The sequence below is a fragment of the Parvularcula oceani genome (assembly GCF_000733125.1).
Classification (GTDB): domain Bacteria; phylum Pseudomonadota; class Alphaproteobacteria; order Caulobacterales; family Parvularculaceae; genus Parvularcula; species Parvularcula oceani.
In genome coordinates this window covers 320,904-336,507 of record NZ_JPHU01000001.1, presented here as the reverse complement: position 1 = coordinate 336,507, position 15,604 = coordinate 320,904, and the positions used below count along the sequence as shown (strand labels likewise).

Annotated in this window: 13 protein-coding genes; 10 read left to right on the top strand and 3 right to left on the bottom strand. The window is 67.5% G+C overall.

Going from position 1 to position 15,604, the window contains the following annotated elements; genetic code table 11:
* Positions 1-110: 110 nt before the first annotated feature.
* Complete coding sequence (locus IE88_RS0101610) at positions 111-845, bottom strand: class I SAM-dependent methyltransferase (protein ID WP_036766297.1); 735 nt, start codon at positions 843-845, stop codon at positions 111-113.
* Between the two features lie 221 nt (positions 846-1,066).
* On the opposite strand from IE88_RS0101610, the gene groES reads away from it, so the two are divergent.
* From groES to IE88_RS0101575, 7 genes are all read left to right on the top strand, one after another.
* Entirely contained in the window at positions 1,067-1,354 is a 288-nt protein-coding gene (gene groES / locus IE88_RS0101605; RefSeq protein ID WP_031549416.1) for a co-chaperone GroES, read from the top strand.
* Between the two features lie 45 nt (positions 1,355-1,399).
* On the top strand, positions 1,400-3,052 hold the full coding sequence (groL, locus tag IE88_RS0101600; RefSeq protein WP_031549413.1) for a chaperonin GroEL: 1,653 nt from the start codon (positions 1,400-1,402) through the stop codon (positions 3,050-3,052).
* Between the two features lie 176 nt (positions 3,053-3,228).
* Entirely contained in the window at positions 3,229-3,603 is a 375-nt protein-coding gene (locus IE88_RS0101595) for a hypothetical protein (protein ID WP_031549412.1), read from the top strand.
* A 126-nt stretch (positions 3,604-3,729) separates the two neighbouring features.
* Positions 3,730-4,596, top strand: a complete 867-nt coding sequence (gene mutM, locus IE88_RS0101590; protein ID WP_031549409.1) for a bifunctional DNA-formamidopyrimidine glycosylase/DNA-(apurinic or apyrimidinic site) lyase — start codon at positions 3,730-3,732, stop codon at positions 4,594-4,596.
* A 138-nt stretch (positions 4,597-4,734) separates the two neighbouring features.
* Entirely contained in the window at positions 4,735-5,514 is a 780-nt protein-coding gene (locus tag IE88_RS0101585) for an SDR family oxidoreductase (protein ID WP_031549407.1), read from the top strand.
* Positions 5,515-5,598: 84 nt separating this feature from the next.
* Positions 5,599-5,865: a 30S ribosomal protein S20 gene (gene rpsT, locus IE88_RS0101580; RefSeq protein ID WP_031549406.1), complete on the top strand. Its 267-nt coding sequence runs from the start codon at positions 5,599-5,601 to the stop codon at positions 5,863-5,865.
* A gap of 670 nt (positions 5,866-6,535) precedes the next feature.
* Entirely contained in the window at positions 6,536-8,047 is a 1,512-nt protein-coding gene (locus IE88_RS0101575; protein WP_031549404.1) for a DnaA ATPase domain-containing protein, read from the top strand.
* A gap of 18 nt (positions 8,048-8,065) precedes the next feature.
* Here IE88_RS0101575 and IE88_RS0101570 read toward each other — a convergent pair whose 3' ends face one another.
* Positions 8,066-9,847, bottom strand: a complete 1,782-nt coding sequence (locus IE88_RS0101570; protein WP_051881362.1) for an SLC13 family permease — start codon at positions 9,845-9,847, stop codon at positions 8,066-8,068.
* 279 nt (positions 9,848-10,126) lie between these two features.
* Here IE88_RS0101570 and dnaN point away from each other — a divergent pair, with 279 nt between their 5' ends.
* The 3 genes from dnaN to gyrB all read left to right on the top strand — a co-directional run bounded on the left by dnaN (position 10,127) and on the right by gyrB (position 15,187).
* On the top strand, positions 10,127-11,245 hold the full coding sequence (dnaN, locus tag IE88_RS0101565; protein WP_031549399.1) for a DNA polymerase III subunit beta: 1,119 nt from the start codon (positions 10,127-10,129) through the stop codon (positions 11,243-11,245).
* 253 nt (positions 11,246-11,498) lie between these two features.
* Positions 11,499-12,623, top strand: coding sequence for a DNA replication/repair protein RecF (recF, locus tag IE88_RS0101560; RefSeq protein ID WP_081871340.1), 1,125 nt, complete (start codon positions 11,499-11,501; stop codon positions 12,621-12,623).
* 143 nt (positions 12,624-12,766) lie between these two features.
* A complete protein-coding gene (gene gyrB / locus IE88_RS0101555) occupies positions 12,767-15,187 on the top strand; it encodes a DNA topoisomerase (ATP-hydrolyzing) subunit B (RefSeq protein WP_031549396.1) in 2,421 nt (806 codons plus the stop codon).
* Here the strand turns inward: gyrB and IE88_RS18480 are convergent.
* On the bottom strand, positions 15,184-15,600 hold the full coding sequence (locus tag IE88_RS18480; RefSeq protein ID WP_202900408.1) for an FAD-dependent monooxygenase: 417 nt from the start codon (positions 15,598-15,600) through the stop codon (positions 15,184-15,186). The genes gyrB and IE88_RS18480 overlap by 4 nt on opposite strands.
* Positions 15,601-15,604 lie beyond the last annotated feature (4 nt).

Genomic DNA, 15,604 nt, shown 5'->3' with positions numbered 1-15,604 from the left:
CAAGCCAGTGCCATCGCCTGGCCCGCGCATCCGCCCTCATGCCCATGAGGAGAGTTTTGACGGGGAATAATGAATCCGGCGTTACATTGTTCAGGCTTCCGCGAACGATGTCATGGCCGCTCGAAGAGCAGAAGGTAGTTTTCCTGAAGACCCCGCACCGGAACTTCGCGGGCGAAAACGAAACCGGCCGCGGTCACTTCGGCGATGACCGTCGCCATGTCGGTGCGGACATGATCGCGGATCCATCTCGGCGCATCCTCGTCCGTTCGGAAGTCGAGGATGGCATAGGTGCCGCCGGGGCGCAGAACGTCGAACAGATGCGCGTTCATCGCGCGCGGCCGCTCGAAGTGATGATAGACGTCCGAGGTGAAGACGAGATCGACCGAGGCGTCGGGAAGCGTCGTCGTGGCCGTCTCGCCGAGGACCGGCTCGACATTGTCGAGGCCTCGTTCCCGGGCATAGGCGTCGAGATAGTCCACGAGCGGCTGGGCGATGTCGATGGCGTAGACTGTTCCGTCGGGACCTACGGCGTCCGCGAAGGGCTCGAGATATATGCCCGTTCCCGCGCCGATATCGGCTACGGCCATTCCCGGTTCGATCGTCAGCGCCCGCGTGACGGCATCCCGCGCCGCGAAGGCTTCCCGCCCCTCCGAAGCGAAGCCGCGCGCCAGCCGCTCCACGTCGAGGGACGGATCGAGATAGGCCGCGTTGACGTCAGGCCGGACCCGCGGCTCGGCCCGCTCGCTGCGGGCATCGACGGGAGGCTGCGTCTCCTGGGCGTTGCAGGCCTGTGCGCAGAGGAGGACGGCCAGAAGGGCGAGGCGGGATGAATCGAGACGGCGCATGAGGGGAAGCTAGGCGGGCCCGGCCGGGCGGCCATGACCGCGATGTCGCGCCAGCTTCGCGCGCGGCGGGCCCGCTTCGCGCGCATTTCTTCCAAAGTGCGAAATCTCGCAGCGCGGGGGTGTTGACGGGACCGCTGCGCATTCTTAGCTCCGCGCCGTTAGCAGCCACTGCATGCGAGTGCTAAAGGCTGCGTTCGATCAACCGAGCAACGGAGAGCGACATGGCTTTCAGACCGCTTCACGACCGTGTCCTGGTGCGCCGCACCGAAGAGGACGAAAAGACCGCCGGCGGGATCATCATCCCCGATACCGCCAAGGAAAAGCCGCAGCAGGGCGAAGTCGTCGCCGTCGGCTCCGGCACGCGCTCGGACACAGGTGAGGTCACGCCCCTCGACGTCAAGGAAGGCGACCGCATCCTGTTCGGCAAGTGGTCGGGCACCGAGGTCAAGCTGGGCGGCGAGGACCTGCTCATCATGAAAGAGAGCGACATTCTCGGCATCGTCGACTGAAGCCTCGCCTCTCTTCCCCTTTCACGAAATTCAAGGAGCTAGAACATGGCTGCCAAAGAAGTCCGCTTCGAAGCCGACGCCCGCGAACGCATGCTGCGCGGCGTCGACACCCTCGCCAATGCGGTGAAGGTCACGCTTGGCCCGAAAGGCCGCAACGTCGTCATCGAGAAATCCTTTGGTGCCCCTCGCACCACGAAGGACGGCGTCTCGGTCGCAAAAGAGATCGAACTCGAAGACAAGTTCGAGAACATGGGCGCCCAGCTCATCAAGGAAGTCGCGTCCAAGACCAATGACGAAGCCGGCGACGGCACGACGACCGCCACGGTCCTCGCCCAGGCCATCGTCAAGGAAGGCGCCAAGTCGGTCGCGGCGGGCATGAACCCGATGGACCTCAAGCGCGGCGTCGACACGGCCGTTGCCCGCGTCATCCAGGAAATCCGCTCGATCTCCACGCCGGTCTCCGGCTCCGACGGCATCCGCCAGGTCGGCACGATCTCGGCGAACGGCGAAAGCTCCATCGGCGACATGATCGCCGAAGCCATGGAGAAGGTCGGCAATGAGGGCGTGATCACGGTCGAGGAAGCCAAGACCGCCGAGACCGAACTCGACGTCGTCGAGGGCATGCAGTTCGACCGCGGCTACCTGTCGCCCTACTTCATCACCAATGCCGACAAGATGTCCGCCGAGCTCGAGGATCCCTACATCCTCCTGCACGAGAAGAAGCTGTCGAACCTCCAGTCGATGCTTCCGCTCCTCGAATCGGTGGTCCAGTCCTCGCGTCCGCTCCTCATCATCTCCGAGGACGTGGAAGGCGAAGCGCTCGCCACGCTCGTGGTCAACAAGCTGCGCGGCGGCCTGAAGATCGCGGCCGTGAAGGCCCCCGGCTTCGGCGACCGCCGGAAAGCCATGCTCGAGGATATCGCGATCCTCACGGGCGGCCAGGTCGTCTCCGAAGATCTCGGCATCAAGCTCGAGAATGTCGGCCTCGACATGCTCGGCACGGCCAAGCGCGTCGTCATCAACAAGGACGACACGACGATCGTCGACGGCGCCGGCGAGAAAGCCGACATCGAGGCCCGCACCGCGCAGATCCGCAAGCAGATCGAGGACACCTCCTCGGACTATGACCGCGAGAAGCTGCAGGAACGCCTCGCCAAGCTGGCCGGCGGCGTGGCCGTCATCAAGGTCGGCGGCGCGACCGAAGTCGAAGTGAAAGAGCGCAAGGACCGCGTCGACGACGCCCTCAACGCGACCCGCGCGGCCGTGGAAGAAGGCATCGTCCCCGGTGGCGGCGTCGCGCTCCTCTACGCCTCCAAGGTCCTCGACGGCATGACCGGCGACAATGCCGACCAGAATGCCGGCATCGCGATCGTCCGCCGCGCCCTCCAGGCGCCGCTGCGTCAGATCGTCGAGAATGCGGGTGAGGAAGGCTCCATCGTCGTCGGCAAGCTGCTCGAGCAGTCCGACACGAAATACGGCTACAACGCGCAGACCGAAGAATATGGCGACCTGACCGCCATGGGCATCGTGGACCCCGCCAAGGTCGTCCGCACCGCCCTGCAGGATGCCGCGTCGGTCGCCGGCCTGCTGATCACCACCGAGGCGATGATCGCCGAGGCGCCGAAGAAAGACTCCGGCGGCGCCGGCGGCGGCATGCCCGGCGGCGGCATGGGCGGCATGGGCGGCATGGACTTCTAAGTCCCGCCTCCATCGGCTAAGGGAAAGGGCGGCCTGCGGGCCGCCCTTTTTCGTTCCCGCATGGCGGGTTCGCGCGCTCTCTCCCTCAACCCTTAACTGCAACTTTACCCTTGCATGTGCGTCGCACACTGTAACAGGATGAGAGCGGTGAGGGGCGGGCCCTTCGGGAGAGTGCCATGTTGCTGCGTGTGTTGGGACTGGCTGCTGCCAGCGCTGCCTATTCGAGCGCTGCCGTCGCGGAAGAGGGCGGGTTCGAACTCCTCAGCGGAATCGTGGACGGCAATTCCGTGATGCTCTTCGTGGACAGGAACGGCACCGCCGTCGCCATCGAGCTGTCCGAGAGGGGCGCGCAGGTTCTCACCGGCCTCGCCGCCGGCGCGCTTCTGTCCGAAGTGCGGGAAGCCGATGGCGAACCTGACCTGACGGGGCAGGCCTTGAGCGCATTGCGGGCCGAGCGGGCCAGCACCAAGGAAGCCAGCGCGCTGATCGATGAGATGACGGTGCTCAACGACACCCAGAAGGCGCGTCTGCGCACGGCTCTGGCTCTTTAGGACCGCCGCTCCCGGCGCAGGCCCGGTGGCACTGGCGTCCTGCCGCTCCCATGCCCATCTGGCGGCGATGAGCCTTCCCGAATCCTTCCCGCCGCCCGCCCTCTTGTCCCGGGAGCGGCGCTGACCATGCCCGAATTGCCCGAGGTCGAGACGGTCCGCCGCGGATTGGCGCCTGCGCTCGACGGCGCGCGGATCACCTCTCTCGTGCAGCGCCGGCCGGACCTGCGCTTCGCGCTGCCCGAGGGCCTGGATGTGCGGCTGACGGGCGCCCGGGTCCTGGGCGTCGGCCGCAGGGCGAAATACCTCACCTTGCCGCTCGACAGCGGCGAAACCCTGATCGCGCATCTGGGCATGACTGGCCGCTTCACCGTGCAGGCGGGGCAGGACCCGGTCATGCCGGGCGCTTTCGAGACGAAGGTTCCGGCGGACCGGCACGAGCACATCGTGCTGGAAGCCGAGGGCGGGGCCGCGGGACCGGTTCGCATCGGCTTCGTCGACCCCCGCCGCTTCGGCTTCTGGGATCTCGTGCCTTCGAGGGAGCTTGTGACCTGCCGTCACTTCGCGGGCATGGGGCCGGAGCCGCTCTCGGAGGGCTGGACCGGCGAAAATCTCGCTCAGGCGCTGGAGGGCCGGCGGACACCCATCAAGCAGGCGCTTCTGGACCAGCGCATCGTAGCGGGGCTCGGCAACATCTATGTGTGCGAGGCGCTGCACCGGGCGGGCGTCAGCCCGCGGCGCCAGGCGGCGAGCATCGGGCGAAAGCGGGCAGAGCGGCTCGTGCCCATCGTCAAGGCGGTGCTGGCCGAGGCGATCGAGGCGGGCGGCAGCACGCTGCGCGACTATGCCGATGCGCGCGGCGAGCGTGGCGCCTTCCAGCACGCCTTCTCTGCCTATGGCCGCGAGGGCGAGCCCTGCGGGCGCTGCGGCGGCGTGATCGCGCGGATCGTGCAATCGGGACGCAGCACCTTCTATTGCGGCGGCTGCCAGCGTTGACCGCACCTGTCCGCACTGCCAATGAGGCGTCGGGGATCTAAGGAGAGAGAAATGGACAAGCGGCACCGGTAATCCGGCTCATCCGCTCTCGCGCCGCCTGACGGCGGCGACGCTGCCATTTCTCTTGGGAACACCCTCATGCCCGAACTCGCAGGAAAACTCTGCATCGTCACCGGCGCCGCGCGCGGCATCGGCCTCGCCATCTCCAAAGCCTTCGCCGAGGAAGGCGCTTCCGTCCTTCTCACCGATAAGAACGAGGCCGAGGGCCGCGTGGCCGCCGAGGCCCTTGGTCAGCGCTTCCTGTGCCTCGATGTCGCCGAAGAGGGCGATTGGGCGCGTCTGGCCGAAGCGGCCCCGCAGGCTGACGTGGTCGTCAACAATGCCGGCGTCACCGGCTTCGAGGAGGGCGCCCGCCCGCACGATCCCGAGCATGCGAGCCTCGCCGACTGGCGGGCGGTGCACGCGGTCAATCTCGACGGAACCTTTCTTGGCTGCCGCTACGCCATCGGCGCGATGCGGCAGAAGGGGGAGGGCGCCATCGTCAACATCTCCTCGCGCTCGGGCCTCGTCGGCATTCCGGGCGCCGCGGCCTACGCCTCTTCCAAGGCGGCGGTGCGCAATCACACCAAGACCGTGGCGCTGTACTGCGCCCAGCAGGGCTGGCGGATAAGCTGCAATTCGGTTCACCCCGCTGCGATCCTCACTCCCATGTGGGAGCCGATGCTGGGCGAGGGAGAAGAGCGTGCCTCGCGCATGGCGGCGCTGGTCGCCGATACGCCGCTCAAGCGGTTCGGCGAACCCTCCGAAGTCGCCGCCGTCTGCGTGCTTCTCGCCTCGGGCGAGGCGGCCTACATGACCGGGGCCGAGATCAACCTCGATGGCGGCCTCCTCGCCGGCTCTGCCGCATCGCCGGGCTGAGCGCCTTCGGCGTTGACGGCGGGCGCCCCCGGCGCTATGCGCCCGCCTTCGAGTTCCAACATATCCCGCTTAGAGGTTTTCCGCATGGCCAATACGTCTTCGGCCAAGAAGATGGTCCGCAAGATCGAGCGCCGCACGGCGGTCAACAAGGCGCGCCGCAGCCGCGTCCGCACCTATCTGCGCAAGGTCGAGGAGGCGATCGCCTCCGGCGATCAGGCCGCCGCTCAGGACGCTCTGCGCGTCGCGCAGTCCGAAATGTTCCGCGCCGTCTCCAAGGGCGTCGTGGCGAAGAACACCGCCTCCCGGAAGGTGTCGCGCCTGTCGAGCCGCGTGAAGGCGATCAGCGCCTGAGCCGCGCCGCCCTCTCCCGCTGCGCGGGAGTTGGGGGCGGCGGCGTTCGCCTTCGAGGTGTGCCAGGATCCATCAGAAACCCGTCCCATTTTGGGGCGGGTTTTTTGTTGCGAGCGAGTCTTGTGCGAGTCCAGTTTGCTGGGCACCAGATGTTGTGACCGGCGTCCGTGGTGCGCTTTTGTTCCTTATTTTCGAACAAAATCATACATTTGTGCCGTGCAGAAGATTCCAACCGTTGTTGAAAAGAGTCGAGTCGCGCCAGGAAATTTCTTAAGCAGAGGTAAACGCTTGATTCACGGCGATTCCAGCTCGACTGCGTGAGAATCGCGCGAGAGAATCGCCTGACTCAACCGGTCATCGTCTTGTCATCGACAGGCCGTGGGAATACTGTGGCGAAGCTGGTATCGGACGGTGCAAATCGTTTGAATTCAGGAAGAAGGGGAAGGTCATGGCGCACGGTTCGGGATCAGTGAGCAAGCGGCCATCCCCGAGTCTCAGCCCATAGCCGTCCCGGTTCGAGACGCGTCCGCCGCGGAATTTACGCGGCGTTTACGCTGACCGCCCAGTTTGGGCCGAGGCGGCGCCGCCCGCTGTCTCTACCGCGAATGTTTCATCTCTGGGCCGCATCCGCCCGATGCGGAGCACGGCCCTCTATTGCCCGAGTTCCGCCATGCCGACGTCCATCGATCAAGAACGCTTTTCGACCTTCAAGTCCGAGCTGCGCGACCGCTTCGGACCGGCGGTCTATGACAGCTATTTCGAAACGCTCGGTCTCGCCGAGGCGGGCGAGGGCCGCGTCGTCCTGCATACGCCGACGCGCTTCTCCGCCAGCCTGATCTCGCAGCGCTTCGCCAGCGGCATGCGCGAGGTCTGGAACAAGAGCTGCGGCCCGGTGAACCGTCTCTCGGTCAAGGGCGTGCAGGATCTCGCCCAGGTCCAGCGGGCGGAAAGCCCCGCCGCATTGGCCCCGGCGCGTCCCGCGCCTAGAGTCACCGCATCGCCCTTCCATGCCGGAGGGCGCGCCGAGGGAGGCGCCGCCGTGAACATCGCCAGACGGGAACAGCCCCAGACGCCGCCTCAACAGCCGCAGGCCGCCGCGCAGCCCTTCGACAGCGCGCTGCCTTCGAGCTTCCACAGCGCGATGACGCTGGAGCGCTTCTGCGTCAACGACACCAACCGGCTGGCCCGCCATGCCGTCACCAAGATGCTGGACGGCACGGGCGCGCCGCTGACCTATATCTACGGCTCCGCCGGGCGCGGGAAGACGCACCTCCTGAACGCCGCCGCGCAGGAATGGCTGCGCCGCAGGGGCGGGGACAATGTCCTCTACCTGACCTATGACAGCCTGATGACCGACGTGTCGGAGGCCTTCATCTCCAAATCGGTCAAGGAGCTGCGCAGCTTCCTGCAGAGCACGGACGTCCTGATGGTGGACGATATCCAGCTCCTGCGCGGCCGGAAGCGCACCCAGGAAGAGCTCGACTGCCTGATCGACCGCCTGCGCGGCGCGGGCAAGCGCGTGCTCGTCGCCGGTGCGCTGCCGCCCGCGCGGCTCGCCGAGACCGGCATCTCCCAGCGCCTGGCCGACAGGCTGGCCGGTGGCCTCTGCGTCTCGATCGACCGGCCGGACTACGACCTGCGCCTGCGGGTCGCCCGTCAGGCCGCCGCCGTCTTCGAGGCGCAGTCCGGCATCACCATCCCGCAGCGCCATCTCGACCTGATCGCCCGCCGCTGCGAAGACTCCGTGCGCGAACTCGAAGGGATGCTCTCGCTGATCCAGGTCGCGATCGAGGCGGAAGGCGCCCCGCGCGGCCAGCAATCCGCCGGCAGCGCGAGCCTCTCCGACGAGCGCGTGCGCAAGCTTCTCGCAGAGCATCTGTCCCATCGCCGCCAGGCGGTCACGATCGAGGACGTGTTCGACTTCACCGTGCGCACTTTCGGCCTGACCAAGGAAGAGGTCGCCGGACGGGCCCGCAAGCAGCCCATCGTGCGTGCTCGCCATGCCTTCTGCCTCGCCGCGCGCAAGCTGACGGACACGCCGCTGACCGGCATCGGCGCGATGATTCACCGCGACCACACCACCGTCATGCATTCGGTGAAGGCCGCCGAGATCCTGGCCGAGACCGATGCCGTGTTCGGCGACCGGATCACCGCCATCTTCGACGAGTTCGAGCGCGGCTGAACCCGCGCCGGGCCGCCGTCAGACCCCGAACAGGGCCACGATGGCGAGGCAGGTGCCGATGCCGACGGTGATGTTCATCGGCACGCCGACCTTGAGGAAATCCGAGAAGCGGTAGCGGCCGGCCGAATAGACCAGCGTATTGGTCTGGTAGCCGACCGGGGTGGCGAAGCTCGCGCTCGCCGCGAACATCACCGCCAGGATGAGGGCGTGCGGATCGATGCCGAGCGAGCCTGCAAGGCCGATCACGAGCGGGGTCATGATGACCGCGACGGCGTTGTTGGTGACGAGTTCCGTCAGGAACGAGGTCAGCGCGTAGATGCCGAGGAGCAGCATGAAGGGCGACTGGTCCTGAAGCCACGGCGTCGAGGCCTCTACGATCAGCATCACCGAGCCCGATGCCTCGAGCCCCCTGCCGATCATCAGCATCGAGAAGATGAGGACCAGCACGTCCATGTCGATGGAGCGCCAGGCCTCCTGCGCATCGACGCAGCGCAGGAAGAGAATGATCGCGGCGCCGATCAGGGCGAGGGCGGAGATCGGCATGACGCCGAGCGCGGCGAGGCCGACCACGCCCGCCATGGTGGCGGCCGCGAGGGCGACCCGCTCCCGCCGGAAGGCGAATTGCTGCGGCGGACCGGATACGATCAGGCTCGGCGTTTCCCGCAGGATGCGGATCGTGTTCGTCGTCGCCTCGATCCAGAGCTGGTCGCCGGCCTTGAGGACGAGATTGGCGATATCGGGTCCGGCGAGGTGACGGTGCCGCGAGGCGCCGAGGATCCGCACGGGCAGGCGCGAGGCGAATGGCGCGGCGCGCAGCGCGCCGCCCACGGCCGGGTCGTTGGCGGCGAGGGTCAGGGTGACGATCTCCTTGGGCGCGGAACTCGGAGAGCGGATGGCGAAGCCCATTTCGAAATCGGGTGACCGGGCGAGGGTCAGAAGCTCCGCTTCGCTCGCCCGGATGATGAGCCGGTCGCGCGCCTGCAGCGTCGTCTCGGCGCATCCGTCGATCCTCTCGCTGCCGCGATAGGCGGCGACGAGGCTCACGCCGCGCGGCGCGAGCGGCCTGAGGCCGGAAAGGGGGCTGCCGATCGCCTTGGCATCCTTTCGCACCCTCAGCTCGCTCAGCACCGGGGAGGGCTCCTCCGGCGCCGCATCCGGGTCATCGCCGCCCGGCAGGAGCGGGCGGCCGAGCAGCGCCAGGGTCGTGGCGCCGACCGCGGCGGCGACGAGGCCGACGCCTGTCATCTCGAACACGCCGAACCCTTCGAGGCCGCGGGCCCGGGCGATGCCGTCGACGAGGAGATTGGTCGAGGTGCCGATCAGCGTGCAGGTGCCGCCGAGAATGGTGATGTAGGAGAGCGGAATGAGGAACCGCCTGCGCGAGCGGCCGAGCTGCGCCGCGAGGGCCGTGACGATCGGGATCGTGATGATCACGACCGGCGTGTTGTTCATGAAGGCAGAGGCGAGGAAAGTGCCTGCGAACAGGAGCAGGAGGGCCAGTCGCGGCCGCGTCCGGGCCAGCTCCAAGATGCGCGTCGCCACCGCCTCCAGGGTCCCGGTCCGCACCAAGGCGCCCGACAGGATGAACAACGCCGCGATCGTGATCGGGGCCTCGTTCGAGAAGACTTCCATCGCCTCGTCGGCGGGAACGAGGCCGAGCAGCAGGAACGCCGCAGCCCCCATCGCTGCGATGACCGAAGGCGGATGCCGCTCCCGCATGAACCCGACGAAGAGGAGGGCGACGAGGCCGAGCGCGATCAGGGCGCGATATTCGGCGAGAAACGGTGGCAGCAAGGTCAAGGGGCTCTGGCTCCATGCGCCGGCGGCGCGAATCGGGGTCTTGACCGCACTGGCGGCCCCGGCGGCATCCCGGCCGCCGATCCTAGCGCAGGCCCAAGGCTCTGCATCCAAACATGAACAGGCGATGCGGGGCGGGCGTTCCTGATGTCTGGAACCTGAAGAAAACGGTTTCCGGTTCCATTCGGCGCGGTGTCCCGCTGGCGCTCGGCTGCGGGCTGTGCTTAGTCTCGGGACCCATTTTCCCGGAACGCCGGAGCGCGAGGAGGGTCCCCGGACGCCATGAAGGTCACCATCGAACGCGGCACGCTCCTGAAGGCGCTCGGCCATGTGCAGAGCGTCGTCGAACGCCGGAACACGATTCCGATCCTCTCCAACGTCCTGATGCGCGCCGATGGCGGCACGCTGTCCCTGACGGCGACCGATCTCGACATCGAAGTGGTCGAGCAGGTGCCCGCAGACGTCGACCAGGACGGCGCGGTGACGGCCTCCGCGCTGACCCTCTTCGACATCGTGCGCAAGCTGCCCGACGGCACGCAGGTGGGCCTCGAGACCGGCGGGGAGGGCGGCCGCCTCAAGCTGACCGCTGGCCGCTCGGAATTCACGCTCGCCGTCCTGCCCGAAGCGGACTTCCCGCAGATCACCTCGGATGAGGGCGGCACGCGATTCGTCCTGCCCTCCTCGGACCTGCGGCGCCTGATCGACAAGACGCGCTTCGCCATGAGCCAGGAGGAGACGCGCTACTACCTCAACGGCATCTATCTGCACGCGCAGACCGAAGGCGAGATGCGGTCCCTTCGCGCCGTGGCGACCGACGGGCACAGGCTCGCCCGCCTCGACGCGCCGCTGCCCGAGGGCGCCGAGGGCATGCCCGGCGTGATCGTGCCGCGAAAGGCCGTGCTCGAGCTGCGCCGCCTGCTCGACGATGCCGAGGACGAGGTCGCGATCAGCGTCACCTCGTCCAAGATCCGCTTCGCCTCGGGCGACGTTGTGCTCACCTCCAAGCTGATCGACGGCACCTTCCCCGACTATCAGCGCGTGATCCCGACCGGGAACGACAAGGTGATGGCGGTCGACAATGCCGATTTCGCCCGCGCGGTCGACCGGGTCTCGACCGTCTCGGCGGACAAGACGCGCTCGGTGAAGCTTTCGCTCGGCGGCGACCGGCTGCAGCTCCTCGTGAACAACCCTGAAACGGGCACGGCGACCGAGGAGCTGTCGGTCGACTACCCGGGCGACGAACTCGAGATCGGTTTCAACGCGCGCTACCTCCTCGACATCTCCGGCCAGATCGACGGTGAGACGGCGACCTTCAAGCTGGCCGATCCCGCGAGCCCGACCATCGTCCAGGACGAGGAAGACGCGCGGGCGCTCTACGTGCTGATGCCGCTTCGGGTGTGAGCTGGGTGCGTGTTGGCCTGCGCCTGATTGGCGTTGCGGGGTCGATGATAGCTCTTAGCTTGTCATATGTGACTATGTCCGGATCGGTGGAGCGTGCGTCATCCCCTTTCACAGGCATGGCGGAGTTCATTCATCGGTTTCGACTGGTAGTAACCTTTGAAATCCCGTTTATCGGCGTGCTCTTCTGGAGCGGCGTCGTGCTGCTAATGGCAAGTTTTCTCGTGCCTCGGCAGGTTCGCTGCGAACGCGGGGCATGATCGCCATCCGCCGCCTCACCTTGCGCGACTTCCGCTCCTACCCCTCGCTCGACCAGCGCTTCGCGGGGCGGTCGGTGATCCTCAGCGGGCCGAACGGGTCGGGCAAGACCAACCTTCTCGAAGCGATCAGCCTGCTCTCTCCGGGACGTGGACTGCGCTCCGCGCGGCTGTCGGATGTCCGCCGTCAGGGGGCGGAGGGGTTCGGAATCGGGGCGAGCCTCGGCGGCGACGAAGAGCCCGACGAAACGCGCCTGTCGATCCGCTCCGCGCCGCCGCGGCCCGAGCGGCGCGAGGCGCGGGTGGACGGGGAGCCCGCTTCGGGACCGGGCGTCTTTCTCGACTATATCGCTCTTTCCTGGCTGACGCCGGCGCAGGACCGGCTCTTCGTGGAGGGTGCATCAGAGCGGCGGCGCTTTCTCGACCGGATGACGCTGACGCAGGATCCCGCGCACGCCCGCGCCTCCTCTGCCTATGAGACGGCGATGCGCCAGCGCACGGCGGCGCTGACCGGGCCGCGCGCGCCCGATCCACGCCTTCTCTCCGTGCTGGAGACCCAGATGGCCGAGGCCGGAGTCGCGGTCGCGGCCGCGCGCAGGACGACGGCGGCCATGCTGGCGCGCGGCTATGCAGCGCTTCAGGAAGGCGCGTTTCCCGGCGCCGTGGTGGCGCTGGAGGGGATGCTGGAAGAGGCTCTGGCGGAGCGTTCGGCGAGCGATGTCGAGGCCGAATTCCTCGAGACGCTCGCCGCGAACCGGAGGCGCGATGCCGAGGCGGGCAGGGCGCTGTCCGGCCCCCACCGTTCGGACCTCCATGTCACCCATGCGGACAAGGATCAGCCCGCGCGCCTGTGCTCCACCGGAGAGCAGAAGGCGCTCCTGATCGGCCTCGTCCTCGCTGGGGCGGCGGCGCGCAAGGACAGCGCGGAGGTGCCGCTGGTCCTGCTCCTCGACGAGGTGGCGGCGCATCTCGACGCGGACAGGCGCGAGGCGCTGGCGGGCATCCTCGAAACCCTCGGCTGCCAGGCCTTCATGACCGGCACGGATGCCGATCTGTTCGCAGCATGGGAAGGGCGGGCGGAGCATTTCGCGGTGCGCCAGGGCGAGCTCGTTCCGTTGGGCTGACGGAAGGCGCGCGGATCGAATCAGGAGCGGCATCCGGACCTGTTCCCGCCTAAATTGTTTCGACCTCGTAACGCTTGGTTTCGCGGCGGGTTTCCGCTAGAAAAACAGGGCAGGATTCGAGTCTTTCAGCAGTCAGGTTGCCTATGCCCGCAGACGCGGCCCCCGATCAGTCCGCCATTCTCGCCGATACCGAGTATGGCGCCGGTTCCATCAAGGTTCTCAAAGGCTTGGACGCTGTCCGCAAGCGGCCCGGCATGTATATCGGCGATACCGATGACGGCTCCGGCCTGCACCACATGGTCTATGAGGTGGTGGACAACGCCATCGACGAAGCGCTGGCGGGCCATGCCGACCATGTCGGGGTCACGCTGAACGAGGACGGCTCGGTCACGGTCGAGGACAATGGCCGGGGCATCCCGACCGATATCCACGAGGAAGAGGGCGTCTCGGCCGCGCAGGTCATCATGACCCAGCTCCATGCAGGCGGGAAGTTCGACCAGAACAGCTACAAGGTCTCGGGCGGCCTTCACGGCGTCGGCGTCTCGGTCGTCAACGCGCTGTCGGACTGGCTGCGCCTTCGCATCTGGCGGGCCGGCAAGGTCCACGAGATGGAGTTCCGCAGGGGCGACGCGGTCGAGGACCTCAAGGCGCTCGGCGACACGGACAGGACGGGGACGGAAGTCACCTTCATGCCCTCGGCCGAGACCTTCTCGATGACGGAGTTCGATTACGAGACGCTGGAGCGGCGCCTGCGCGAACTCGCCTTCCTGAATTCGGGCGTGAAGATCGTGCTGCGCGATGCGCGCCATGTCGACGTGAAAGAGGAGACCCTCCTCTATGAAGGCGGCCTCGAAGCCTTCGTGCGCTATCTCGACAGCGCCAAGCACCCGCTGATCGGCGAGCCGATCAGCTTCACCGCCGAGCGCGACGGGATCACCGTCGAAGGCGCGATGTGGTGGAATGACAGCTATCACGAGAAGGTCCTCTGCTTCACCAACAACATCCCCCAGCGCGACGGGGGCACGCATCTGGCGGGCTTCCGCGCGGCGCTGACACGCGTGGTGAACGGCTATGCGACCTCGTCGGGCCTTTCGAAGAAGGAAAAGGTCTCCCTGTCGGGCGACGATGCCCGCGAGGGGCTGACCTGCGTTCTCTCGGTCAAGGTTCCCGATCCGAAATTCAGCTCGCAGACCAAGGACAAGCTTGTCTCTTCCGAGGTGCGGCCAGTCGTCGAGAACATCGTCAACCAGGAGCTTTCGACCTGGTTCGAGGAGCACCCGTCCGAAGCCAAGCGCCTCGTCCAGAAAGTGGTCGAGGCCGCCGCCGCGCGCGAGGCGGCGCGCAGGGCGCGCGAGCTGACCCGCCGCAAGGGCGCGCTCGACGTCTCCTCCCTGCCCGGAAAGCTCGCCGACTGCCAGGAGCGGGACCCCGCCAAGGCCGAGCTCTTCATCGTCGAGGGCGATTCGGCCGGCGGCTCCGCCAAGCAGGCGCGCAACCGCGAGAACCAGGCGATCCTGCCGCTGAAAGGCAAGATCCTGAACGTAGAGCGGGCGCGCTTCGACAAGATGCTGTCGAGCCAGGAAGTCGGCACGCTGATCACCGCGCTCGGCACGGGCATCGGGCGCGACGACTTCAACATCGACAAGCTGCGCTATCACAAGATCGTCGTCATGACCGACGCCGACGTGGACGGCGCGCATATCCGCACGCTGCTCCTGACCTTCTTCTACCGGCAGATGCCGGAGGTCGTGCGCCGCGGTCACCTCTTCATCGCGCAGCCGCCGCTCTACAAGGTGACGCGCGGCAAGTCCGAGCAGTACCTGACCGACGAGGCGGCGCTCGAGGATTATCTGTACCGGGAGGGTCTTGAGGACGCGTCGCTGCGCCTGTCTTCGGGCGAGGTGATCGCGGGCGCGGATCTTGCCGACCGGGTCGCCGCTGCGCGCACGGCGCAGGGCCGCCTGTCGGCCTTTCCGGACCGCTATCCCCGCGACATCATCGTGCAGGCCGCGCTCGCCGGGGCGCTGGGACAGGAGGCCGAGCAGGCGCAGGGCGATGCGCTCGCCGCGCGGCTCGACCGTCTCGCCGACGAGGGCGAAGATGGTTGGACCGCGACGCTGGACGGACAGGGCGGCATGACGCTCGCCCGCGAAGTGCGCGGGGTGCGCGAAGCCTATGATCTGTCAGCGGAGCTTCTTTCGAGCGCCGATGCCAAGCGGCTCGCCGAGGCAGTCGCGCCGCTGCGCGAGATCTTCGCCGAGCCTGCCGTGTGGAGCCGCAAGGAGAGCGAGGTTCAGGTCTACGGTCCCGTGCAGCTTCTCGAAGCGGCCCGCGCGGCGGGCGCCAAGGGCATCGCGCTGCAGCGTTACAAGGGCCTCGGCGAGATGAACCCCGACCAGCTCTGGGAGACGACGCTGGACGCGGATGCGCGCCAGCTCCTCCGCGTGGAGATCGACGAAGCCGACGAGGCCGACGACATCTTCAGCCGCCTGATGGGCGACGTGGTCGAGCCGCGCCGCGAGTTCATCCAGGGCCGGGCGCTGGAAGCGGAGCTCGATATCTAGCGCAGCTCCAGCCTCTTCAGCGGCGCGCCTAGCGCGCCGCTGACAGTGGCGGCGAGCAGGAGGGGTACCGGCCAGAGGCCCATGAGCGGGGCGGCGACGCGATCCCGCAGCCAGGGCAGGACCCTTCCATCTGACTGATAGACCGGCGTAAAGGCGCGGCTCATCGCCTGATAGAGGGCAACGTGGCCTTGCCGGGCTCGGGCATAGGCGGCGAGCGCGGCCTCGCCCCGGTGATGCTTCAGCGCGAGGGCGAGCGCATAGGCATCCAGCAGCGCCATATTGGCACCTTGGCCGAGCTGGGGCGAGGCGGCATGCCAGCTGTCCCCGACGTGGACCAGACGGGGGCCGGACACCGGCCGCCGATGCGTCCTGTGGCGATAGCGCGCGAAGGTCAGCTGGTCGTGAGAGGTGATCTGG